At 34.9% G+C, this 23,237-nt stretch carries 19 protein-coding genes; 7 read left to right on the top strand and 12 right to left on the bottom strand.

From position 1 onward, the window contains the following. Positions 1-95: 95 nt before the first annotated feature. The 4 genes from fetB to lnsB all read right to left on the bottom strand — a co-directional run bounded on the left by fetB (position 96) and on the right by lnsB (position 3,360). On the bottom strand, positions 96-890 hold the full coding sequence (gene fetB, locus HMPREF3134_RS06675; protein ID WP_011274923.1) for an ABC transporter permease: 795 nt from the start codon (positions 888-890) through the stop codon (positions 96-98). Next, positions 883-1,545 (bottom strand): ABC transporter ATP-binding protein, encoded by a 663-nt coding sequence (locus tag HMPREF3134_RS06670; RefSeq protein ID WP_070441683.1) that lies wholly within the window; start codon positions 1,543-1,545, stop codon positions 883-885. Before HMPREF3134_RS06670 ends, fetB begins: the two co-directional genes overlap by 8 nt. A 176-nt stretch (positions 1,546-1,721) precedes the next feature. Continuing rightward, complete coding sequence (locus tag HMPREF3134_RS06665; protein ID WP_016930767.1) at positions 1,722-2,522, bottom strand: CPBP family intramembrane glutamic endopeptidase; 801 nt, start codon at positions 2,520-2,522, stop codon at positions 1,722-1,724. A gap of 55 nt (positions 2,523-2,577) precedes the next feature. Then, the gene (lnsB, locus tag HMPREF3134_RS06660) at positions 2,578-3,360 is read right to left on the bottom strand and encodes a CPBP family lipoprotein N-acylation protein LnsB (protein WP_016930768.1); all 783 of its coding nucleotides are present in this window, start codon (positions 3,358-3,360) and stop codon (positions 2,578-2,580) included. Positions 3,361-3,548: 188 nt separating this feature from the next. On the opposite strand from lnsB, the gene HMPREF3134_RS06655 reads away from it, so the two are divergent. Both HMPREF3134_RS06655 and HMPREF3134_RS06650 read left to right on the top strand, forming a co-directional pair. Then, positions 3,549-5,126: an FMN-binding glutamate synthase family protein gene (locus HMPREF3134_RS06655; RefSeq protein WP_029376624.1), complete on the top strand. Its 1,578-nt coding sequence runs from the start codon at positions 3,549-3,551 to the stop codon at positions 5,124-5,126. A gap of 273 nt (positions 5,127-5,399) precedes the next feature. Beyond that, positions 5,400-6,686: an O-acetylhomoserine aminocarboxypropyltransferase/cysteine synthase family protein gene (locus HMPREF3134_RS06650; protein ID WP_053019513.1), complete on the top strand. Its 1,287-nt coding sequence runs from the start codon at positions 5,400-5,402 to the stop codon at positions 6,684-6,686. A gap of 60 nt (positions 6,687-6,746) precedes the next feature. Here HMPREF3134_RS06650 and HMPREF3134_RS06645 read toward each other — a convergent pair whose 3' ends face one another. Further along, the gene (locus tag HMPREF3134_RS06645) at positions 6,747-7,208 is read right to left on the bottom strand and encodes a YehR family lipoprotein (RefSeq protein ID WP_070441680.1); all 462 of its coding nucleotides are present in this window, start codon (positions 7,206-7,208) and stop codon (positions 6,747-6,749) included. A gap of 167 nt (positions 7,209-7,375) precedes the next feature. On the opposite strand from HMPREF3134_RS06645, the gene HMPREF3134_RS06640 reads away from it, so the two are divergent. Continuing rightward, positions 7,376-8,452 carry a M42 family metallopeptidase gene (locus HMPREF3134_RS06640; protein ID WP_053016470.1) on the top strand — a complete coding sequence of 359 codons (1,077 nt, stop codon included), beginning with the start codon at positions 7,376-7,378 and terminating at the stop codon, positions 8,450-8,452. A gap of 193 nt (positions 8,453-8,645) precedes the next feature. Here HMPREF3134_RS06640 and HMPREF3134_RS06635 read toward each other — a convergent pair whose 3' ends face one another. Then, positions 8,646-9,464: an SDR family oxidoreductase gene (locus HMPREF3134_RS06635; protein ID WP_070441677.1), complete on the bottom strand. Its 819-nt coding sequence runs from the start codon at positions 9,462-9,464 to the stop codon at positions 8,646-8,648. 268 nt (positions 9,465-9,732) lie between these two features. On the opposite strand from HMPREF3134_RS06635, the gene HMPREF3134_RS06630 reads away from it, so the two are divergent. From HMPREF3134_RS06630 to HMPREF3134_RS06620, 3 genes are all read left to right on the top strand, one after another. Then, on the top strand, positions 9,733-11,277 hold the full coding sequence (locus HMPREF3134_RS06630) for an AbgT family transporter (RefSeq protein WP_070441675.1): 1,545 nt from the start codon (positions 9,733-9,735) through the stop codon (positions 11,275-11,277). Between the two features lie 213 nt (positions 11,278-11,490). Further along, on the top strand, positions 11,491-13,032 hold the full coding sequence (gene ppx, locus HMPREF3134_RS06625) for an exopolyphosphatase (RefSeq protein WP_070441672.1): 1,542 nt from the start codon (positions 11,491-11,493) through the stop codon (positions 13,030-13,032). A 96-nt stretch (positions 13,033-13,128) separates the two neighbouring features. Then, positions 13,129-15,294, top strand: coding sequence for an RNA degradosome polyphosphate kinase (locus tag HMPREF3134_RS06620; protein ID WP_070441669.1), 2,166 nt, complete (start codon positions 13,129-13,131; stop codon positions 15,292-15,294). Positions 15,295-15,350: 56 nt separating this feature from the next. Here HMPREF3134_RS06620 and HMPREF3134_RS06615 read toward each other — a convergent pair whose 3' ends face one another. Both HMPREF3134_RS06615 and HMPREF3134_RS06610 read right to left on the bottom strand, forming a co-directional pair. Continuing rightward, entirely contained in the window at positions 15,351-16,583 is a 1,233-nt protein-coding gene (locus tag HMPREF3134_RS06615; RefSeq protein WP_070441666.1) for an acetylornithine deacetylase, read from the bottom strand. A 117-nt stretch (positions 16,584-16,700) separates the two neighbouring features. Continuing rightward, a complete protein-coding gene (locus tag HMPREF3134_RS06610; RefSeq protein ID WP_070441663.1) occupies positions 16,701-17,396 on the bottom strand; it encodes an SDR family oxidoreductase in 696 nt (231 codons plus the stop codon). A gap of 189 nt (positions 17,397-17,585) precedes the next feature. Between HMPREF3134_RS06610 and HMPREF3134_RS06605 the strand changes: the two genes are divergently transcribed. Beyond that, entirely contained in the window at positions 17,586-17,852 is a 267-nt protein-coding gene (locus HMPREF3134_RS06605) for a DUF1413 domain-containing protein (RefSeq protein ID WP_037535652.1), read from the top strand. A 151-nt stretch (positions 17,853-18,003) separates the two neighbouring features. Here the strand turns inward: HMPREF3134_RS06605 and HMPREF3134_RS06600 are convergent, their stop codons facing one another. From HMPREF3134_RS06600 to gntK, 4 genes are all read right to left on the bottom strand, one after another. After that, positions 18,004-18,195, bottom strand: coding sequence for a hypothetical protein (locus tag HMPREF3134_RS06600; protein WP_011274908.1), 192 nt, complete (start codon positions 18,193-18,195; stop codon positions 18,004-18,006). Positions 18,196-19,173: 978 nt separating this feature from the next. Further along, positions 19,174-20,040, bottom strand: a complete 867-nt coding sequence (gene galU, locus HMPREF3134_RS06595) for a UTP--glucose-1-phosphate uridylyltransferase GalU (protein ID WP_011274904.1) — start codon at positions 20,038-20,040, stop codon at positions 19,174-19,176. Positions 20,041-20,293: 253 nt separating this feature from the next. Next, entirely contained in the window at positions 20,294-21,652 is a 1,359-nt protein-coding gene (locus HMPREF3134_RS06590) for a gluconate:H+ symporter (protein WP_070441660.1), read from the bottom strand. A 40-nt stretch (positions 21,653-21,692) separates the two neighbouring features. Continuing rightward, complete coding sequence (gene gntK, locus HMPREF3134_RS06585; RefSeq protein ID WP_070441657.1) at positions 21,693-23,231, bottom strand: gluconokinase; 1,539 nt, start codon at positions 23,229-23,231, stop codon at positions 21,693-21,695. Between the last annotated feature and the right edge of the window lie 6 nt (positions 23,232-23,237).

The raw sequence follows: 23,237 nt of genomic DNA, 5'->3' as shown, positions 1-23,237 counted from the left end.
GGACTCATCAGTCCGATTTGACGTAGAGCCACAAAGCATAGTAGATTAAAAGTCAGTTTTCATTTGGTGATTCAAGTGAAAACTGACTTTTTAATTTATTTATCTTCATCTTCTTCATCGGGTGCGTTAAGTGCACTATTACGCGCCACTAATTGATGACGGACGTTAAAGAATTGATTATAGCTTAAATATGTCGCGATTAACGCTGACATAATTGTAGCCGTTGTATGAATAAACACAACTAACAATTGGAATTTAATCGCTTGTAATGGTGGTACGCCACCAATAATCAAGCCTGTCATCATACCAGGAATAGAAACTAGACCGTATGTTTTTACCGAGTCTATCGTAGGTACGATAGCAAGTCGTATACTCTCTCTAATTGATGCTTTAGAAGCCAATTTAGGTGTGGCCGCTAATGTAAGCTTAGATTCAATATCAGTAATATCTTTAACAAATGCTCGGTCTAAATTCTGGTAAGCTAAATTAATCGCGATAAGGCCATTATTAGCTAACATACCACCTATCGGAATAACTTCATTTGCTTTGAAATCAATCGCTCCAGCTAATACAGTAGCAGTTAGCGGTAAGGCAGTTCCAATAAATATAGCAATAAATGAAATCCAAAAGACATGATGCATAACAGGAGAAGCACGGTTAATTGTGTTCCACGATGCGTTTATAATAATGATTAGCACTGCTAACATTAATATCCATGCTTGATCTATTTTGAAAATATAGTGCAATATAAAACCTAAGATGATTAACTGTACAACTGCACGTACGGAAGCTACTACTAAATCTTTAATAATATGTAACCCTTCTTTATACGAAATAAAGATTGGAATTAATAATAATAATGCAGTTAAACAAAGGGCTGTATTACTCATTCTGATTTAACGCCTCCTCTTTCGTTATCTCACCATCACTAATTGTTATTCTTCTATGAAAATGTCTCATACTCTGGTCATTACTGTGCGTAATCCATAAGACTGCGACACCTTCTTTAACCATGTCAAAAATCATTTGTTCAATAATGTGCTTATTTTGCGTGTCGAGTGCACTTGTAGATTCATCTAGCAATAATATATCCGGACGATACATAAGTTGACGTGCAATCGTAATCCTTTGACGTTCACCTCCGGATAGATGTTCAATCTTAGAGTTTAAATCATACTGACCTAAGTTTACTTTCTTCAATAAATCGAGTGCCTTTTCCTTATCAAAGTGCGCATCACGAGCTAACGCTGGAAATGACATGTTATCCCCAATCGTCTCACCAAAAAGTTGACTCTGTTGCATGAGATAACTTATCTTCATACGCAATTCTTCAGGAGGATAGTCATTGAATGGCTTATCTTTGAAATAAAGTTCCCCATCTGTCGGGCTAATTAGATTATTAATCTGCTTTAAAAATGTACTCTTCCCACTACCGGATGGACCTATGATTGCTACTGCCTCACCTTCATTTAATTGAAAGTTGATATTTTTGAGTATCATACGTCTATCCGCTTTATATGATAAATTTTTGATGTTTAATAACATCTGTTACTAACCTCCTCTTAACTATTACTTTTATTGGAAAATAAATTAAAATACTTTTTTATTTAATCTGTTCTAGCATCATTTATATCTATAATAACAAAAAAAGAAGTAAAATAAGCAAATTCAAGTTAACATTTCTTGATTCACTGTATCTCACTTCAATCGGAGTAAATCGATTACCAAATAATCGAAATAATAATAGAGAAATATGAAATTAAGTTATTTATCATATGCAACGTAATGGTGATTGCTAAGTTACGACCACTATAGTGATACGCAACAACAAATCCAATAGCCATAATTAAATATGGTCCAACTTCAAATGGAGATGATGCGCTTAGTACGTGTAATCCAGCAAAGATTAATACTGATACAACGTACATTGCACCATATGTTAATTTCTTACCGAGTTCATGAATAATGAGATGTCTAAAGAGTAATTCCTCAACGATTGGCGTAACGATTACTATATCTAAAAATAATATTGGCCAAATCCATCTCGTCTTAAAGAGTTCCTCAATTTGTTTATTATTTTCAGTATTATTAAACTGATATTTTTCAGGTAGCAATTCTATTAAGTTTCCGTATAAAAATTGTGCCAAATACATCGCAATGAGAACAACAATAATCAGTATGATATGTTTTTTCAAATCTTTAAAGCGTTGAATTGCTAATGGAATAAGCGATTTGCGATGCATTAAATAAAATAATAGTAATAACAGACACTGTCCTAATAAGACAAAAATTTGATTAATCCCCATTAATTGTTTTATGAAAGGATCTTGTGAGGTTTGACCCGTAATAGCTACAATCGTAATCATTACAACTATTGTTAATATCAATGGCAAAACAATATTAATAATTAAGTAGCCTGGTATAAGCCAGAAATCACGTTTAACAATTCGTTTTGATGCAAATTCATTGTTTAGTTGTGAATGCTTAGATGTTTCTTGCGAATGTTCATATTCATTTGTCATAAGTCTCTCCCTATCTATTCTTTTTGAATATGTAAATTTCAACTATTATCAAAAATTAAAAGAACTTCTCTACCATTGTAGTAATAAATATCACCAAATGTACAGAGCTATGATAAAGATATGATGCTGCTAAACTCTTTCCACTTCTTATGTAAATAATGATAGAGCCAATTGATAATATTAAATACGGTATCACTTCCATGATGGATATCAAGTCATATACCTGTACACTTACTTCTATCACTATACTCAATACAATAACTACCATCAAATTCAGCTTTTTTCCGAGTTCATGAATGATTAAATGTCGATAAATTAATTCTTGAATTAAAGGTTGTAATGCAACCACTGTAATAAAAGTAAACACAATTGCAATTGGATGATTGAATAGACCTTCAAGACGAAGTTGCGCTTGAGTTACATCATAACTTAAAGGTTTAGGTAGTTTCTGCGCTACAAAATTAAAAGCATAATATAGCAATAATGCACTGATACTCACACTAACTATTAATGGTAAGTAATTACGTTTAGCAATGCGAAATTGTCTAAATGACACATCAGCAATATAGAGTTTATGTAATGCAAAAAATGATACGATAACAATAAATTGCGCTATAACGAAACTGACGCTCAACATCAAATTATATAAATAGAGTGGTGGCGGGTCTTGCGTTATCATCGCATGAACACCTAGAACACCGAAAACAATAATAATTGGCATTAAATTTTGAAAAACGATGTAAATGGGTATTAATAAGAAATCTTTTTTTACTACTTCAGGACTTCCCCATTGATTTCTTAAACCCTCTTGTTTCAATGACTTTCCCTTTTTTTCCATAGGTCACCTCTTACATCTTGTACATCATACTTTATCATCGAAATACATGTATGTCATATATCATTTGTTATTCTATCAGATTATTAATATTAAGAAATTGAAAATTTCTTCCTAATTTAAATTGTAAAAGATTTACATTGGTGTATGATTTTAATTGTAGAAAGTTCAAAGGGGGAGAAATAAAATTGATTTCTATACTTACAGTTATGCAGTTTATTGTTAACATCATGATATTTATTGTGATTCTTTCAATAATCGGCTTAGTACTTGTGTTGCTATTTAAAGATAAAGGGCAGAATCAACACAGTGTCTTACGTAATTATCCTGTTCTAGGACGTGTACGTTACTTTGCAGAAAAGATTGGACCAGAATTACGTCAATACTTATTTGCTAATGATACAGAGGGGAAACCATTTTCAAGAAACCAGTACACAAATATTGTGCTAGCAGGTAAATACAACTCTCGAATGTCTAGTTTTGGAACACAACGAGAGTATAAGGATGGATTTTACATACGAAATACAATGTTTCCTTTACAACGTAATGAATTACAAATTGATAATCAAACTATGATTTCAACATTTATCTATAAAGTAGACAACGAGCGTTTATTTCAACGTGATGAACATAGAGATCAAACAGATATTGATCCGTATTACTTAACAGACGATAACGCTATTATTCTCGGAAACAATCTAAGACATCCATATAAAATCAAACGTCTAGTCGGTCAATCAGGAATGAGCTACGGTGCACTTGGTGGTCGAGCAATCACTGCATTATCTCAAGGGTTAGCTCGTGCAGGCACATGGATGAATACAGGTGAAGGTGGATTGTCAGAATATCACCTTAAAGGTGGTGGCGACATTATCTTCCAAATCGGACCAGGTCTTTTCGGTGTCCGTGATAAAGATGGCAACTTTAGCGACGAGCAATTTCTGAAGACAGCCAATCATAAAGAGGTAAAAGCATTTGAAATTAAACTCGCACAAGGTGCTAAAACCCGCGGTGGACATATGGAGGGCAATAAAGTTACAGAAGAAATAGCCAAAATCAGAAACATCGAACCCTATAAAACCGTGAATTCACCTAACCGATTTGATTTTATAGACTCACCTGAAGACTTATTACAATTTGTAGATAAACTACGTCAACTAGGTCAAAAACCTGTCGGCTTTAAAATCGTAGTGAGTAAAGTTGAAGAAATTGAAGCGCTAGTTCAATCGATGGTTGATATGAATATTTACCCGGATTTCATCACAATTGATGGCGGCGAAGGTGGTACAGGTGCGACATTCCAAGAATTACAAGATGGTGTCGGTTTACCACTATTTACGGCGCTGCCTATCGTATCTGGTATGTTAGAGCAACATCAAATTAGAGATAAAATGAAAATCTTTGCCTCAGGTAAATTAATCACGCCAGATAAAGTAGCAATTGCTTTAGGATTAGGTGCCGATTTAGTTAATATTGCTCGTGGCATGATGATTAGTGTAGGTTGTATTATGAGTCAACAATGTCACTTAAATACATGTCCTGTGGGTGTTGCGACGACAGATCCTAAGAAAGAAAAAGCACTCATTGTCGATGAAAAGCAATATCGAGTAACGAACTATATTACAAGTTTACATGAAGGACTATTTAACATTGCAGCCGCAGTTGGTGTCAAAAGTCCGAATGAAATTACAAGTGACCATATTGTAATTAAACGCATTGATGGTTCAATAGAAAATATCATTGACTATAAATTGAAATTAATACGTTAACTCGATGACAAATTTAGGTTAGGTTCGGACAAAATAATATTTTATAGCTATTTCGTATACTCGTAATAGCTGACTAAAAAGAGAAGGTGCTTATATCAAGTGCCTTCTCTTGCTTAGTATTTCTTGATTTTATTGAACACCCTATATATATCGTTCAGAAATTCTATCCCCTACCTTTCAATTCCTACTAATTCAGTTTGATTTCATTTTAAAGTGCTGTATAATAATTAAAAATAAATTATCAGAATATTCTATTGATTGGAGGTAATATTTATGACAGACAATCATCCAAATTGGAAATTTGAAACACAAACAATTCATGCCGGACAAGTTATCGATGAATTCTCAAAATCACGTGCTGTGCCTATTTACCAAACATCAAGTTATGTCTTTGATGATACGCAACATGCCCAAGACCTATTCTCTTTGGCTAAACCAGGTAATATTTACACACGAATTATGAACCCAACTCAGAATGTCTTTGAAGCTCGTATCACACAATTAGAAGGTGGTGTTGGTGCATTAGCTACCTCTTCAGGTCAAGCTGCTATTACATTGGCATTACTTAATATTGTGGAAACTGGTTCAGAAATTGTAGCATCGTCTAACCTATATGGCGGTTCTTATAACTTATTAAACATCACCTTTGCAAAACTAGGTATTAAAGTTCACTTTGTTGACCCTAGTGATCCTAACAACTTTAAAGCAGCGATTAATGATAAAACAAGAGCGATTTATGCTGAAACAATCGGTAATCCAGCTATAGATGTATTAGATATTGAAGCGGTAGCACAAATTGCTCACGATAATGGTTTACCACTTGTCATTGATAATACTTTTGCTTCTCCTTATTTATGTCGTCCATTTGAACATGGTGCTGATATTGCTATCCATTCAGCTACTAAATTTATAGGGGGCCATGGTACATCAATAGGCGGCATTATAGTTGATAGCGGTAAGTTTAATTGGGATAACGGTAAGTTCCCTGGATTAGTCGAACCTGATCCAAGTTATCATGGCATTTCATATACGAATGATGTAGGTGAAGCTGCATACATCACTAAAGCACGTGTTCAATTATTACGTGATTTAGGTTCAGCTGTATCGCCTTATAATGTTCATGAATTTTTAATTGGTTTAGAAACATTACATCTACGTATGGAACGTCACTCTGAAAATGCCTTAAAAATTGCTCAATTTTTAGATCAACATCCTAAAGTCACTTGGGTAAATTATCCAGGCCTTGAAAACAATAAATATCATAGCTTGGCTAAAAAGTATCTATCTAAAGGACAAGGTGCTATTCTTACATTTGGCGTGGATGGTTCAGTGGAAGATATCGCCCGCTTCGTAGATAAATTACAACTATTCTCATTACTTGCAAATGTAGGAGACTCTAAATCACTTGTCATCCACCCTGCAAGTACAACACATCAACAATTGACTGAAGCAGAACAGCGTCAATCTGGTGTACTTCCTGAAATGGTTCGTCTATCTATAGGTACTGAAAATGCTGAAGATATTATTAACGACTTAAACGATGCACTTAGCATTATTTAATCATAAAAAACAAGCTGTAACGACTTGAGCATTACTCGTTGTTACAGCTTTTATGATTCATTATTCATCTGTCATATTACTTTTTTGTTTAAAGCCTAATTTCTTTAATTCTCTAACGGTCCCTTCCATATTGACCTTTTTGCCTTTTTTAGATGTTGCCATTAAAGAGAAGTGCTTCTCGACTTCTTTGATGTTTGCTTTTTTATAGTTTATATCGATTGTTTCAACCCATTTTTCATGATTATTTTCTAAGCTATAAGATACACCTTTAAGGTCTTTCAATTGATGATGATCATGGAACGTCTTCTTAGCTTCTTTCTTAGACATACCGAAATCATTATATTTTAATGTTGTTACCGTTGATTGTTTTACTACTTTATTCTTTTTATAAGACAATGTCGTTAATACATGCTTCCCTTCTATGTCTCCTTCATATGTCTTAGAGCGTTCCTTACTACATGCGCCTAATACACTTACACTTAACATCATTAATATCGTCAATACAAAGAACTTTTTCATCATACTCATCTACTTCCCACTGTGTCATTTTCCAATTAAATTATAGCATTTACTTTATCTTATTATGTATATCATTACCAGATAATTTTGATTAGAAACAATTTTTTCAGAAAAACAAAAATCTACATGCTACAATGTTAGTAAATAATGACGTTAGGAAGTGTGTGTATATGAAAGAATCAATTGAATTATTAAAATCATTGACTGATGTGAATGGCATTGCTGGTTATGAACGCAATGTAAAGGCAAAGATGAAAGAATATTTAGAGCCTGTAAGTGATGAAATTATAGAAGATGGTTTGGGTGGCATATTTGGTAAAAAAGCAAGTGACAATGGAACAAAATCACTTATGGTAGCTGGCCACTTAGATGAAATTGGCTTTATCGTGACTAAAATCGATAATAATGGATTTATTAAATTCCAACCTATTGGCGGTTGGTGGAACCAAGTCATGTTATCTCAAAAAGTAACTATCACAACAGATGACGGCACTGAAATTCGTGGTCTTATCGGTTCAAAACCACCACACGTACTTGACCCAGAGGAACGTAAGAAGCCTGTCCAAATTAAAGATATGTACATTGATATCGGTGTTCGAAGTAAAGAAGATGCTGAGAATCACGGTATCGAAGTTGGCAATATGATTACACCTTATAGTGAATTTGAAGAATTAGCGAATGGCAAATATTTAACTGCAAAGGCATTCGATAATCGCTACGGTTGTGCACTTGCGATCGATGTATTAAAAAGACTTAAAGATGAACAAATCGGTGTAGATTTATATGCAGGGGCAACTGTGCAAGAAGAAGTTGGCTTGCGTGGTGCTAAAGTTGCTGCTAATAAAATCAAACCTGACCTCGCTATTGCAGTGGATGTTGCAGTCGCATACGATACACCAGGAATGAACAACCTTGGAAGTGAGACGACTTTAGGAAATGGGCCTGTAGTAATCTTAATGGATGCATCTAATGTTGCACATCAAGGCTTACGTCAACATATTAAAGAAGTTGCAAGAAGACATTATATTACTGTGCAATGGGATACAACAGCTGGCGGTGGTACAGATGCAGGAAGTATCCATGTTGCCAATGAAGGTATACCTACAATTTCTATTGGCGTTGCCTTACGTTATATGCATTCAAATGTGTCAGTACTCCACACAGATGATTATGAAAATTCAGTGCGCCTTGTAACTGAAATCGTTCGTTCACTAAACGATGACGCTTATGAGAGAATAAAATGGTAAGTTACTAGTTAAAATATTATGAAGTTGATAGTTTAATTCATATCATCTAAATAACGCATTTTCACACTAGTGTGTGGTGTGCTTAATATAATGAAGATTAACGTCATTTGACGTCACTAAACCCCAGTCTACTGCCATAGACTGGGGTTATAATATTAACCTTCATTTTAATTTTAAGTATTACAATTAATTGCTATTCTACTGAATTCTTCCAACTATCATCACTTAACATTTCTCCAGGCCAAGTATAAGCCATAACACCACCATCAATTCGAATCGTTTCACCAGTAATAAATGAACTATCGTCAGATGCTAGAAATGCAACAAGTTTACCTACTTCTTCAGGTTTACCTAGTCGACCTAATGGAGTGACCCATTTTTGATTATTGCGGAACGTTTTACCCGCTTCATCTTCTGAAGTACCAGCTAAATTGTCTACTAATGGTGTTTCAATTGTTCCTGGTGCAATAGCATTCGCACGAATATTCTCACGACCATATTCAATAGCAATAGATTTCGTAAAGTTAATGACTGCACCTTTGGCAGCGTTATATCCAGAACGATATAAGTCGGCAGCTTGTCCTGAGAATGATGCCGTATTAATAATAGAACCACCTTGTTCCATCATTAACGGTAATAAGAATTTGGTTACTAAGAACGTACCTCTCATATCCACTGCCATAATTTTATCGAATACTTCAACAGGATACTCGTGGATTCGGCCTGCGCCATTATCTACACCCGCATTATTAAAGATAACATCTACACGCCCATACTCATCTCTAGCTTTATCCGCAAAGTCTTGAACTTGTTTATCATCTGAGATATCTACTTTATACGCAGTAGCTTTACCTCCATTACGATTTATTTCTTCAACCGTTTTTTCTAATTCATCCGAAATATCAAGTGCGAGTACATGTGCACCTTCATTAGCCAAGGCTTTTGCTGATGCTTGGCCGATACCTGTACTTGCACCAGTGATGACTGCAATTTTATTTTCTAAACGTTTCATAACGGCTTTCACTCCTATTTTCAAATTTCTTTAATGAAATTCAACTCATCTATACAATGTTTATCTTCCACACTTCAAACACCCTCAAACCTTATTCTCATAATGATAGCGCTTCATCACACAATTTAATTTCAATCTTATTTGATAAGTAATTATTATTGTACTTATCACATTAATAACCAATTCTTATATTTAAATTTCTGAAAATTGCTATATTTTAAAAATCAGTTTGTTATACTTTGAGTTAACTAACAAAGGGGGCCATTTTATGACCACTAATACAAAAGAAAGAACATCTTTAGTTAATAAATTTCTAAATGGTGTTGAAAAAGCTGGTAATAAATTACCAGACCCTGCAATGCTTTTCTTCTTAATGTGTGTTGGCTTAGCCGTTATCACTTGGATTGTGTCTCTTTTTGATGTGTCAGTGAAACATCCAGGAAATGGAGAAACCATACATATAAAGAGTATTCTTAGTACTGAAGGTATCGCTATGATTATGAATGATGCCGTTAAGAACTTCTCTGAATTTCCTGCGCTAGGACTTGTATTAGCAGTGATGATTGGTGTCGGTGCTGCTGAGAAATCAGGATATTTTGATAAGTTAATGATTTCAGTTATTAACCGAGCTTCAAAGCGAATCATTGTACCTACTATCATTTTAATTGGGATATTAGGAAGTTTAGCTGGGGATGCAGCAACAGTCATTTTACCCCCATTAGCAGCAATGATCTTTATTAAGATTGGCTATCACCCAATCGCCGGTCTTGCAATGGCCTATGCTTCTTCATTAGGTGGTTTTGGTGCAAACTTTTTAATTGGTATGCAAGATGCATTAGTCTATGCATTTACTGAACCAGCGACGAAGATTGTTTCAGATAGCGTCAAGATTAATGTGGCTATGAACTGGTACTTTATTGCCGCAAGTGTCATCTTAGTACTTCCTGTTATCTATTTCACTACAATAAAGGTTGTTATACCACGTTTAGGTGAATATGATGCGAGTCAAGCAAATTATGATGAAGACGAGGAAACATCATCTCATATTACGCCAACTGAAAATAAAGCATTATTCTGGGCGAACATGTCATTTCTTTTACTGATTGTTGGCCTAATCATTTGTTGTATTCCAGAAGGAAGTTGGTTAAGAAATGCTAAAACAGGCAGTCTCATTGATGATTCACCCTTAATTAATGGTGTTGGTTTAGTAATTCTTGTTATTTTCTTAATTCCTGGGATGGTCTATGGCATTTTGAGTAAACAAATCAAGAACTCGAAAGATTTAGGTAGTATGATTAGTGACTCTCTTGGTTCAATGGGATCTTTCATATTAATCGTATTCTTTGCAGCTCAATTATTAGCATTCTTGCAATGGAGCAATCTTGGTATTATTGTATCAGTCTATGGCGCCAAATTACTTCAACATCAAAATGGTATCGTGCTTATTATAGGCATCATTATTCTTAGTAGTTTTATTAACTTAATTATAGGTAGTGCATCGGCTAAATGGGGTATTCTGGCTCCAATCTTCGTACCGATGATGATTTTACTAGGTTATCATCCTGCATTTACTCAAATGATTTATCGTGTTGGTGATTCAATTACAAACCCAATCACACCGATGATGCCTTATATGCCACTTATTCTATCTTACGCGCAAAAGTATGATAAAAATATGAAACTAGGTTCCCTACTTTCAAGTTTAATGCCATACACCTTTGCGTTAGGTGTCGTATGGACATTATTCGTTATCGCTTGGTACTTACTAGGCATTCCATTAGGACCAGGTGGACCTGTTAAAATTCCGAAATAATATAATAATTAAACATAATATTTTAGCCATGTAGATGTGCACAAACCTCCTCTATCTCCGAGGAGGTTTATTTTTATGTAATCCCTTACAAAATTTTTACTAATTACTAAATATTTATCGCAGTCTCCCTTTTTCAAAGTGTTATATTACGGTAAAATAAAAGTATAGAAGTGTATTTTAATCAACATTATTCTAGTCATTTAGGAGGACACGATGGAAGAACGAATAGGTTTAGTAGATATTGGATCAAATACTATCAGATTAGTTATTTTTAACTTTACTAAAGAATCAGGAATTAATGAATTGCTCAACATTAAGACGCCTGCACGACTAAGCCAATATCTCACTAAAGATAATAAAATGAGTAAAGAAGGCATACAAGTACTCATTAATGCATTACACAGCTTTAAATCTGTGTCTGATAAATTCAATGTAACTGAATTACATCCGATTGCTACTGCCGCAATCCGTCAATCTAAAAACAATGATGAAATTGTCAAAGAAGTTAAAAATGAAGTTGATATTGATATTAAAATCGTACCCGAAGAAGACGAAGCTTACTATGGTTACTACGCAATTACTCACACTACTGAAATTGAAAACGGAGTATCCGTCGACATCGGTGGCGGTTCAACTGAAGTAACGTTATTTAAAGATAAAGAGTTATTTGAATCACATAGTTTCCCTTTCGGTGTCGTAACACTTAAAAGAAAGTTCTTCAACGACAAAGATCATAATGACAAAGGCGCCATTAAAGACATGGAGAAATTCCTATCTCAACAATTTGAATCTTTAGAGTGGTTGAAAGATAAAGAGGTTGCACTTGTAGGTGTCGGTGGTTCCGCACGAAATGTAGCTCGTATCCATCAAGCCGAACATTCATACCCTATTGGCGGTGTACACAATTATACAATGACGAATAAAGATATTGATGAAGTCTTTAATATCATTCGTAAAAGTGATCGCGATGATTTAACCAACCTTGACGGCCTAAGTCGTGACCGTGTAGATATCATCTTACCAGCTGTATCAGTGTTTAAAACGTTGTATAAAATTGTAGATGCTAAACAATTCACATTCTCTAGAAATGGTTTACGTGAGGGGTATGTCATGAAGCAAGTACGTGAACGCTACCCTGATGTCTTCGATAAAAATAATGTACGTAAAGAATCAATTCATTTCTTAGCACGTGAATATAAGATTGAAGATGTTAGTTCACAAGCACGTCTTAAATTAGCTAAATCCTTATTATCACAATTAATTGATATCGCTGATTTAGACATTAGTGATAACGATCAACGTCTATTTGAAGAAGGCGCTTATATTTACTACCTAGGTAGCTTTATCGATTCAGATTCAAGTTCTCCACACACGTACTACATCATTGCTAACTCTATGATTAACGGTTATACACATAAAGACCGTGTTAAATTAGCGCTACTCGCCAGTTTCAAAAATAAATCACTATTGAAATTCTATTGCAAAGAAACAGATTGGTTTAGCAATAAAGAAGTAGATACGGTTCAAGCACTCGGTGGCATCATTAAATTTATCAACGCTTTAAATATTTCTCAAACAAGCTTCGTAGTCGATGTTGAATTGAAGAAAATGAAAAAAGGCGACGAGGACTATCAATTAACTGTTTTTTATACTGAAGGCGAGCCTATTGCAGAAGAATATCAAGCAAACAGACAGAAAAAACATATTGAAAAGATACTTAAAGGAAATGTTTCCATTATCTTTACAAAATCTTAAAACAAGTATGCTATCTTAAACTTAGTATGTTATGCCTTTTACTTACTAATTGAAAAGAATAACGCATATTTGAGGAAATGACGAGGTGTATTTGGAATGCAAACTCAATTGGGAGAAAATGATATTAGCTTACCGCAATACTACAACAACCGCGAACTAAGTTGGCTTGATTTCAACTATCGCGTACTTCAAGAAGCATATGACAAAAATAATCCGCTACTAGAGAAGTTAAACTTTATATCTATTTTTAGTTCTAACTTAGATGAATTCTTCATGGTTCGCGTTGCAGGTTTAAAAGACCAAGTTAAGATGGGCTACGACAAACCAGAAAACAAAGCACAAATGACACCACAAGAACAAGTTGATGCCATCCAAGAAAAAGCTAAAAAATATGTTGATACACAATATGAACGTTATAACGAATTAATGACAGAACTTCAAGATTATGAAATAGTGATGTGTGAACCACATGAATTATCTGAACCTTTATTAAACAAATTAGAAAGAGATTTTAAACTAACGATTCTGCCAACTTTAACACCACTTGGCATTGATGCGTATCATCCTTTCCCTAAACTTAATAATAAAAGTTTAAACATCTTCGTAGACATTGATACTGAAGATGCGATTAATTCAGCAATTGTTCAAATCCCGTCACTCATTCCAAGATTCTTAACTTATAATGAAGGTCCTAAACAATATGTGGTTATGGTTGAAGATGTTATCACATATTTTATCAATTATCTATTTACTGGTTATGAAGTATTAAATACCTTCACATTCAGAATCACAAGAAATGCCGATTTGACGATACATGAGGATGGCGCTGAAGACTTACTTATCGAAATCGAACGTTTCCTTAAAGAACGTAAGAGTGGTTCAGCTGTACGTCTGGAAGTTGATGGTCGTACTGCAAATCCAGATGATTTAGACTGGCTTATCGAAACATTGGAAGTTGATAAGCAAGATGTTTATTTCTTAAATGGACCATTAGACTTAACATTTATTTTCGGCTTAGTCGATCACCTATCTCATAAATTAAACTATTTAACTTATGAAAAATATTCACCACAAATTCCACGTTCTTTAGGCAATAATAATTTATATGAACTTGCATTAAAACGTGATATCTTCTTCCATCACCCATACGAATCTTTCGAACCAATTGTTGACTTTATTCGCGAAGCTGCGGACGATCCAAATACAATAGCGATTAAACAGACATTGTATCGCGTTAGTAAAGACTCACCTATTATTAAGAGTTTAAAAGAAGCTGCTGAAAAAGGTAAACAAGTAACCGTACTTGTAGAATTGAAAGCACGTTTCGATGAAGAAAACAACGTACACTGGGCACGCATGTTAGAAGATGCAGGTTGTCACGTTATATATGGTATGACACATCTTAAGACACACAGTAAAATCGCTTTAGTCGTTAAACGTATCGCTGGCGAATTAACATCATTCGTTCACTTAGGAACAGGTAACTATAATGACAAGACTGCGAAACTCTATACAGATATGGGTATTATCACTACAAATGAACAAATTGCAGAAGATGCCATTAACTTCTTCAATTATTTAAGTGGGTACTCAGTAAAACCAGAATACAATAAATTAATCGTAGCACCATTTGATATTCGTGATGTCTTTATCGATCGCATTGATAAAGAGATTAGCAGTCACCTTCAACATGGCAATGGTAAGATTATGATGAAGATGAACTCACTTACGGATAAAGCCATCATTGAAAAGTTATTCGAAGCATCACAAGCCGGTGTGAAGATTCAACTCATTATTCGTGGTATCTGTTGCTTAAAACCAGGTATTCCTGGCATAAGTGAGAATATTGAAGTAGTAAGTATCGTTGGTCGTTTACTAGAGCACTCTCGTATTTATTACTTCCATAACAATGGAGATGAACGCATCTATTTATCATCAGCTGATGTAATGACACGTAACATGATTAAACGTGTAGAAATCTTATTCCCAGTTGAAGATAAAGAAATTGGAAAACGCCTAGTCGACTTCATGGACTTACAATTATCTGATAATCAAAAAGGACGCTACCAAGATGAACATGGTCATTATCACTATGTGGAAAATAACTTATCACCATTAAATTCACAAGTCTATTTAATGCAAGAAGCAATTAAATATGGACAAGAACTTAAAAAACGTTCTGCTCAACCATCAGGTATGCCAGTTGTATCTAAACGTCGTGCCAATTGGATGAATCGTATCCGTCGTTCACTAAAGAAATAACATATAAAATAGGCAATGGTCGCACATGACCATTGCCTTTATTTTTGTAAACAATTTTATTTCTCAGGGTGATCGTACCAATGATTTAAGAATTGGTAGAGAACATCACTATAGGTTTGTAGTTCTGATGCTTCTATCTTCTCATCGACGCTATGTGCTTCTTCTAAACTACCAGGCCCATATAAAATAGTTGGTATACCAAAGTGTGCTGTCCAACCACCATCAGTTACAGTCGTACTCATACCATGCTTTAAATCCGTTCCATGAACAGTTTGATGCGCTGACTGTAATTGTTTAAATCCAGGATGTTCAGTAGGAATGGTGAAGCTAGGAAAGATTTCACCTTTGTCTTCAATCATTGATTCACCGCCCCATTCAAACTTCATTGGATTCTCCCGAAGCCAAATATCAGCCTCAGCCACCCGATTCAAGTAATCTTCTATTTCTGCAACTACATCTTCATATCGCTCGTTTGGCAAATAATGAACCGTTATCCATAAACGACATTCATCTGCAATAAATGCCGGATGACGTCCACCTTCAATCACTGCCGGGTTAATGGTATTTGCACCTGGAGGCATACCTGGACTATGTTTCATTACAGCCCAGTGCTGTTCTAATTCGTTTAGTGCGTGAATAATTTTTGTCATTTTTTCAATAGCACTCGCACCAAATAACCCACCACCAGCATGGATAGTTTGACTCCGCGCACCGTCATGAATGGTATTTTTACTTTTCACGGTAATCCAGCCGGTAATCACACCACCTTGACCAAGCGCCATATTCTCACTTGTGTCTAACACGAATGCTAGATCAGCTTTAGGTCCAATTTCACAAGCAAGTTTCGTACCTGCTTCACCCACTTCTTCTCCTACAACCGATTGCACAATAATATCGCCTTTCGGTTGCCGTCCTTCTTGATGTAACTTTTCAAGAATATAAAATAATGACGCCATACCACCTTTCATATCACTTACCCCACGACCATAAAGCCAGTCATCCACTTGGGTTAATTCAAATGGCGGATACGTCCAGTTTGAATCATCATCTACTGATGCCACATCTACATGGCCATTTAATATAAGTTTAGGTGCGGAAGGGTCACTCCCCTTCAAAGTCGCGACAATGACACTATCATCCTTATAAAGTTGTTCCCGTTGAATACTAAATCCAAGTGCTTTTAATAATTCTTCAATCTCATCTTGCAAAGGGTCTGTATTACGTCCAGGTGGACTCTCCGTATTATAGCTAACTAATAATTCTAATAAGTTATAAAGACGTTTCTCCATCTTTGTCACTCCTCCAAATCTTAGTTATCCCCACTATCATCCTTCATTATCAGTGTACCATTTTAATATAATTTTACATTATATAAGTACTTAATGTCCTAGTCTCTCTATAATCTACTACACTGGTCGTACTGTCACTTCGTTCACATTAACATGTGCAGGTTGTGTTAATGCGTAAATAATCGCATCTGCAATATTTTCAGGATCTAGTTTCTTACGACCACCAAAGTCACTGCGTTCTGTCATTGGTGTATCTACCATTCCTGGTAATATGCTTGTTGTTTTAATCCCCGTTTTTGCTAATTCTTTTTCTAAACCATTAAAAATCATCAGTACAGCAGATTTTGTAGCACTATATAATGCACTTTCTTTAGATACTTCATTCGCAGATATAGATGCTAAATTTACCACATGTCCTGACCCCTGTGCTTCAAACTTAGGTAATATCGCATTGAGACTGTATAGAAGTCCTTTAATATTCGTATCAACCATTGAATCCCATGACTCAACTTGATAGTCTGTGATTTTAGATGAACGCATTACACCTGCACAATTTACGAAGATATCCACATGTCCAAATACATCGATGGCTTTTGCTACTAATGCATCTACTTCTGCTTGGTTTGTCACATCTGTAGGCACAATATGTATATTGTCTTCATTCATATCTTTCGCTACCGTATTCAATTTATCATGACTACGTCCTGCTAGTACGATTTTAACACCTTGCTTTTCAAGTGCTTTTGCTGTTGCTGCTCCGATACCACTACTTGCACCGGTAATAATTGCTACGCGTCCGTTTAATTCTGTCATTTCACTTCATCCTTTATTTTAGATTCATAAAATACATTACCTTATTTAAAATGCATTAAACCTTTAAGACAATTTCCAGGAAATATTATTATGAAAATACTAAGATGAATTGTAATCTTTATGAAAACGTATTAAAGTGAATATATGTAATTAAATCATTGGGCATATAGAAAGATAGGAGGATACACAATGACATTTGATGAACGTATTCAAGCGTTACGTGCTGAAAAGAGTAGAACAAGTTTCTCGTTTCATTTCATCGATTTATATAGTGAAGAGGAATGGATGAATATGAGTGTGAAGCAACGTACACGCCAAGAGAGAGAATTTATCGCACAATTGGATCAAATTCCACGTGTAAGAATGCCATTCTCTAGTCAAGAAGGCTACAAATTTAAGTTATATAATCAAGAATATCAATATAATGAAGTTAAGAAGAACTTCAAAGATTTATAATACAATGAAGCCCGTATCTCTATGGTAAGATACGGGCTTTCAACACATTATTCCAGAATGATTAGGGGTATATTTATGGTATGCCTTCGACTGCTCACCAACGAAGGCATATAAGGTTCTTGAATGTTAATAGGAGGCCATTCAATTTGTATTAATTTGTAACGAGTGTTTTACGTTCGAGTCCATAGTAATATAGTCGTTCTGCATCAATATATGGAATTGAATCGATAGTCAAGTAGCCATCTTTAATATCGCCGATCATTCCTTGATTAACACCAGTTTTCAAATAAATGTCGTAACTACCTTCATCAGAAAAAACAACTTCTTCAATTACTTTTCTCATCAGTATCACTTCCCATTACTTATTCCTTACAATTCTTATCATACACCCTTTTAAAAATTTTTAAAGTCTTTTGTGATACTTTTCACAAATAGTTCACTTTTTTGAAAATGAAAGTAATTGAAGGGATTTATGTATGTGGAATATAGATGGCATCATTATATAATTTTATAACTCAATTTGTTACTATGCTTGACTACATATAGTTACAATCAAAAGTCCCTAAAGATAAATATTTTACCACCTATATATTGTTAAAATTACATAAATTGATATTATTAGACAAAATATTGATACTAACCACTATTAAAAAAGATTCAATTCCATAGTATAATTAACTCACATTAGATCGATCTGATGTATGAGGGAGATAATAAGCTCTCAACTGATAAAATTCGTTAGAGACGCATCTTAACTGGAGAGTAAGGTGGGTCTCTTTCTTTTTCACTAAATTTTAAATGAAGTAAAAAGATTGATATTTTTAGCTAAAGGTTTGATATTACGACAGGTATTCTATCTGAATAATATATTGTACAATTTAAGTGTATTAGATATACATCTAATACATAGAGTTTTAGAGGAGGTTGGGAAGTATAACCATTACATATTATATTTCCCAAAAAGCTCATCTTAGCGGAAACTGAGATGAGTGGAATTTATACTTCTTGAAATATATGTTCATAATGCTCGTGACAAGTCAGTCAACGCAACATGAATCAAACAGCCAAGATTACGTAATCCAAAGAAGTACCCATAATTCTTTACCATATGTCAGGTGTATTATGAACTATATTTTTAGGAAAAAAGCTATTACAAAATTTTTAATTAATACTTACTCTCTGATGCTTTAACTAAGTATTAATTAAGTCGAAATGTATCTAAAGAAGTATAGGTGCGATATTTTTCACATCAAAGATGAACCCCATAAACATTTAAGCTGATCACTTAAGTGTCTATGGGGTCTTCTTCTGTATCATTATATTAAAATCCTAATTCTTTAATAAACTTAATGAGTTCATCTTTCATCTTTGGATCTTTAAGTGCATATTCAATCGTTGTTTTAACGAAGCCTAATTTTTCTCCAACATCGTAACGATCACCATCAAAGTCGTATGCATAAACTGGAATATCACTATTCATACGTTCAATCGCATCAGTGAGCTGAATTTCATTTCCAGCGCCTTCTTTTTGTGTTTCAAGGTAGTCAAATATCTCAGGTGTTAAGATGTAACGTCCCATGATGGCTAGATTTGAAGGTGCTGTACCTTGTTTCGGTTTCTCAACAAATTGTTTTACCTCGTAACGACGGCCTTCTTTTTCTAATGGATCAATAATACCATATCTATGAGTAACGCTCTCTGGTACTTCTTGAACACCAATGACTGAATGACCTGTTTCTTCGTAAACGTTCATCAATTGTTTGATAGCTGGTGTCTCTGATTCAACGATGTCATCACCTAACAAGACTGCAAATGGTTCATTTCCAATAAATTGACGAGCTGTATGTATCGCATGTCCTAATCCTTTTTGTTCTTTTTGTCGAACGTAGAAGATGTTTGCTAAGTCCGTAGAATATTGTACTTTCTCAAGTAGGTCATCTTTTCCTTTTTCTTCAAGAACCATTTCTAATTCTTTTTGATTATCAAAATGATCTTCAATTGCGCGTTTATGTTTACCAGTTACGATGATAATATCTTCAATTCCTGCACGAGAAGCCTCTTCCACTATGTATTGAATTGTAGGTTTGTCTAGAATAGGAAGCATTTCTTTAGGCATCGCTTTAGTAGCTGGTAAGAATCGCGTCCCTAAACCAGCAGCAGGTATGATTGCTTTTTTTATCTGTTTCAAACTCAAGTAACTCCTTTGCACATTCTGTCTTTTATATCATTTGTTAGTTTATCACTCTTTTGATTTCTTTCCTAGCAATAGCTTATTAATTTAACTATGGGTGGTACAGGCACTACACTGGTGGTGCCATTTAAGTATGCAAATTTTTATTAATATATTCATTTTCAAACGGTTGAAAATTGTTAGTAGAAAACCTATTTGTTGAACTAAAAAACACTCACCATTTTGCAGTGAGTGCTTTTATAAAAGATTCTTATACAAATAAGTTAATAAATAATATAAAGATGATACCTGATACAGAGATGATTGTCTCAAGTAGTGACCAAGTTAAGAATGTTTCTTTGACGGTTAATCCGAAGTATTCTTTAAACATCCAGAATCCTGCATCATTTACGTGAGATAGAATAACGCTTCCTGCTCCTATTGCAAGTACAACGAGTGCAACGTTAACATCTGAGTGTTGTAATAATGGTAAAACGATACCTGTTGTAGAGATGGCAGCTACTGTGGCTGAACCTAATGCAATACGTAATACTGCTGCTACTATCCAAGCAAGTAAGATAGGTGACATTGTAGAACCTTCGAACATTTTTGCGATTGTATCACCCACGCCACCATCAATTAATACTTGCTTGAATGTGCCACCACCGCCAATGATTAAGATCATCATACCAATTGGATAGATGGCATTTGTAACTGACTTCATAATGTCGTCCATCTTTCTGCCACGGTTCAAGCCCATTGAGAAGATAGCGAAGATAACTGAAATTAACATCGCAGTACCAGCCGTACCTATGAAGTAAACAATTTGTTCAAATAAATTTTTAGCTTCTTCATGGCCAGTGATTAATTGAACAATAGTCGAAATTAACATTAAGATCACTGGCAATATTGCTGTAAATAAACTTAATCCAAAACCTGGCATTTCAGATTCTTTAAATTCTTTTTGAGAACCCAATGCTGAGATATCACCTTCACGAGTGTATGCTGAAGGTATAATTTTTTGTGCAATTTTATTAAATACAGGTCCAGCAATAATCGTTACTGGAATTGCAATGATGATTCCAAATAGTAATACTTCTCCCACATTCGCTTTTAGTTCTTTAGCGATAACGACTGGTCCAGGGTGTGGCGGTAAGAAACCATGTGTAACTGATAAAGCTGCCACCATTGGTAAACCAAGTTTTAAAGGTGATACTTTTGCACGTTTAGCAATCGTAAACACTAACGGAATTAATAAAACTAAACCTACTTCGAAGAATAGTGCGATACCCACGATAAATGCTGCAATCAACATTGCCCATTGCACGTGTTTAGGTCCAAATTTAGCAATCAATGTGTCGGCAATTCGATTGGCACCGCCACCATCTGCAAGTAATTTACCAAGCATTGCCCCTAATCCAAAGATTAATGCAATGTGGCCAAGCGTACTTCCCATTCCCGCTTCTATAGTTTCCATTATTTTATTTAATGGCATACCTAGTAGTATAGCAGTCACGACAGAAGTGACGATTAATGAAATAAATGTATTCAATTTCAAGAATATAATTAATGATAGTAGTAATAAAATCCCGATAACAACACTGATAAGTGGCCAAATATCTCCAAGCATAGTGAATCCTCCCAATGTTTTCTTTTTTTAATTAATTGATTTACTTCATGTGCTTACGTTGAAAATCTGCAATTTCTGCATAACGTTCTTCTAATGAGCGACTTAAATTAATAAAGATTGATACTAACTGTTGATACACTAGAACGGTTTCTGAATCAGGTTGATGTGCATTCGTTGTCCCGACCATTTCTTCAATAATTGAGAAGTCATCAATTTCCCCTAATGATTTCAAACCTAATACACAAGCGCCTAAACAAGAACTTTCATAGCTTTCAGGCACGATAAGGTCTGTGTCGAAGATATCTGCCATCATTTGACGCCACACTTCACTCTTAGCAAATCCTCCTGTCGCTTTGATTGTGCTTGGTGTTTCGTTCATTACTTCTATAAGCGCAAGATAAACTGTATAAAGATTATAGAGTACACCTTCTAAAGCAGCACGAATCATATGTTCCTTTTGATGCGAGAGTGTAAGACCGAAGAATGAACCACGTGCATCGGCGTTCCATAATGGTGCACGTTCACCTGCAAGGTACGGATGGAAGATGAGACCTTCTGCACCTGGCTTAACCCGACTTGCGATTTTAGTCAGTACATCATATGGATCAACGCCTAAACGTTTGGCAGTTTCAACTTCACTTGCAAGGAGTTCATCTCTTAGCCATCTCAGAACAACTCCACCGTTGTTTACTGGTCCGCCAATGACATAATGTTCTTCGTCTAGTACGTAACAGAAGATACGTCCTTTATAATCGGTGCGAGGTTTATTAATGACTGTTCGAATCGCGCCAGATGTACCGATTGTGACAGCGACTTCGCCTTTTTTATAACTATTCACTCCTAAGTTAGAAAGAACACCATCACTTGCACCTACAATAATAGGTGTATTCTCATCAATGCCCATTAAAGTTGCATAGCGTTTCTTCATACCTTTAAGAATATGTGTCGTAGGTACCAATTGTGGTAATTGTGCTTCAGTGATACCCAACAATTCAAGTGCCTCTTTATCCCAGTCAAGTTTTTCAAGATTGAACATGCCAGTAGCTGACGCCATTGAGTAATCGATGACATATTTTTCAAATAGTTGGTAGAATATGTAAGTTTTTATATCTGCGAACATGGCAGTTTGTTTATAAATATCTGATTGTTCATGCTTCATCCAGAATATCTTAGATAATGGTGACATCGGATGAATTGGAGTTCCTGTACGTTGATATATGTCTGAGCCATAATATTCCTTATTAATTAGTTTTGCGTATTTACTCGCGCGATTGTCTGCCCATGTAATACTTTCAGTCAAACGATGATGTTGTGCATCGAGTGCAATCAGACTATGCATTTGTGCACTAAATGAAATTAGTTTGATGTCTTCTTTTTTTATATTTGCTTCTCTAACAACATATTTCACAGTCATTAGTACTGCATCAAACAATTCGTCAGGGTTCTCTTCAGAAACATCTACATTTGGGGTATGTAAGGGGTAACCAATGTTGTGTTTCATTATGAATTGTCCATTTTCATCATATAATACTGATTTCGTACTTGTTGTCCCTATGTCAACACCAATCATGTATTTCATATTATT

The sequence above is a fragment of the Staphylococcus sp. HMSC14D10 genome, assembly GCF_001808125.1.
Lineage (GTDB): Bacteria > Bacillota > Bacilli > Staphylococcales > Staphylococcaceae > Staphylococcus > Staphylococcus haemolyticus.
This window is presented reverse-complemented; position numbering and strand designations above follow the sequence as displayed.

Excerpts from the sequence above, each read along its gene's own strand:
- HMPREF3134_RS06630 (WP_070441675.1), top strand. The coding sequence starts at position 9,733 with ATGACCACTAATACAAAAGAAAGAACATCTTTAGTTAATAAATTTCTA.
- ppx (WP_070441672.1), top strand. The coding sequence starts at position 11,491 with ATGGAAGAACGAATAGGTTTAGTAGATATTGGATCAAATACTATCAGA.
- HMPREF3134_RS06635 (WP_070441677.1), bottom strand. The coding sequence starts at position 9,464 with ATGAAACGTTTAGAAAATAAAATTGCAGTCATCACTGGTGCAAGTACA.
- HMPREF3134_RS06610 (WP_070441663.1), bottom strand. The coding sequence starts at position 17,396 with ATGACAGAATTAAACGGACGCGTAGCAATTATTACCGGTGCAAGTAGT.
- fetB (WP_011274923.1), bottom strand. The coding sequence starts at position 890 with ATGAGTAATACAGCCCTTTGTTTAACTGCATTATTATTATTAATTCCA.
- gntK (WP_070441657.1), bottom strand. The coding sequence starts at position 23,231 with ATGAAATACATGATTGGTGTTGACATAGGGACAACAAGTACGAAATCA.
- HMPREF3134_RS06620 (WP_070441669.1), top strand. The coding sequence starts at position 13,129 with ATGCAAACTCAATTGGGAGAAAATGATATTAGCTTACCGCAATACTAC.
- HMPREF3134_RS06665 (WP_016930767.1), bottom strand. The coding sequence starts at position 2,522 with ATGACAAATGAATATGAACATTCGCAAGAAACATCTAAGCATTCACAA.
- HMPREF3134_RS06605 (WP_037535652.1), top strand. The coding sequence starts at position 17,586 with ATGACATTTGATGAACGTATTCAAGCGTTACGTGCTGAAAAGAGTAGA.
- HMPREF3134_RS06650 (WP_053019513.1), top strand. The coding sequence starts at position 5,400 with ATGACAGACAATCATCCAAATTGGAAATTTGAAACACAAACAATTCAT.
- HMPREF3134_RS06590 (WP_070441660.1), bottom strand. The coding sequence starts at position 21,652 with ATGCTTGGAGATATTTGGCCACTTATCAGTGTTGTTATCGGGATTTTA.
- HMPREF3134_RS06600 (WP_011274908.1), bottom strand. The coding sequence starts at position 18,195 with ATGAGAAAAGTAATTGAAGAAGTTGTTTTTTCTGATGAAGGTAGTTAC.
- lnsB (WP_016930768.1), bottom strand. The coding sequence starts at position 3,360 with ATGGAAAAAAAGGGAAAGTCATTGAAACAAGAGGGTTTAAGAAATCAA.
- HMPREF3134_RS06615 (WP_070441666.1), bottom strand. The coding sequence starts at position 16,583 with ATGGAGAAACGTCTTTATAACTTATTAGAATTATTAGTTAGCTATAAT.
- HMPREF3134_RS06670 (WP_070441683.1), bottom strand. The coding sequence starts at position 1,545 with ATGTTATTAAACATCAAAAATTTATCATATAAAGCGGATAGACGTATG.
- HMPREF3134_RS06645 (WP_070441680.1), bottom strand. The coding sequence starts at position 7,208 with ATGATGAAAAAGTTCTTTGTATTGACGATATTAATGATGTTAAGTGTA.
- HMPREF3134_RS06640 (WP_053016470.1), top strand. The coding sequence starts at position 7,376 with ATGAAAGAATCAATTGAATTATTAAAATCATTGACTGATGTGAATGGC.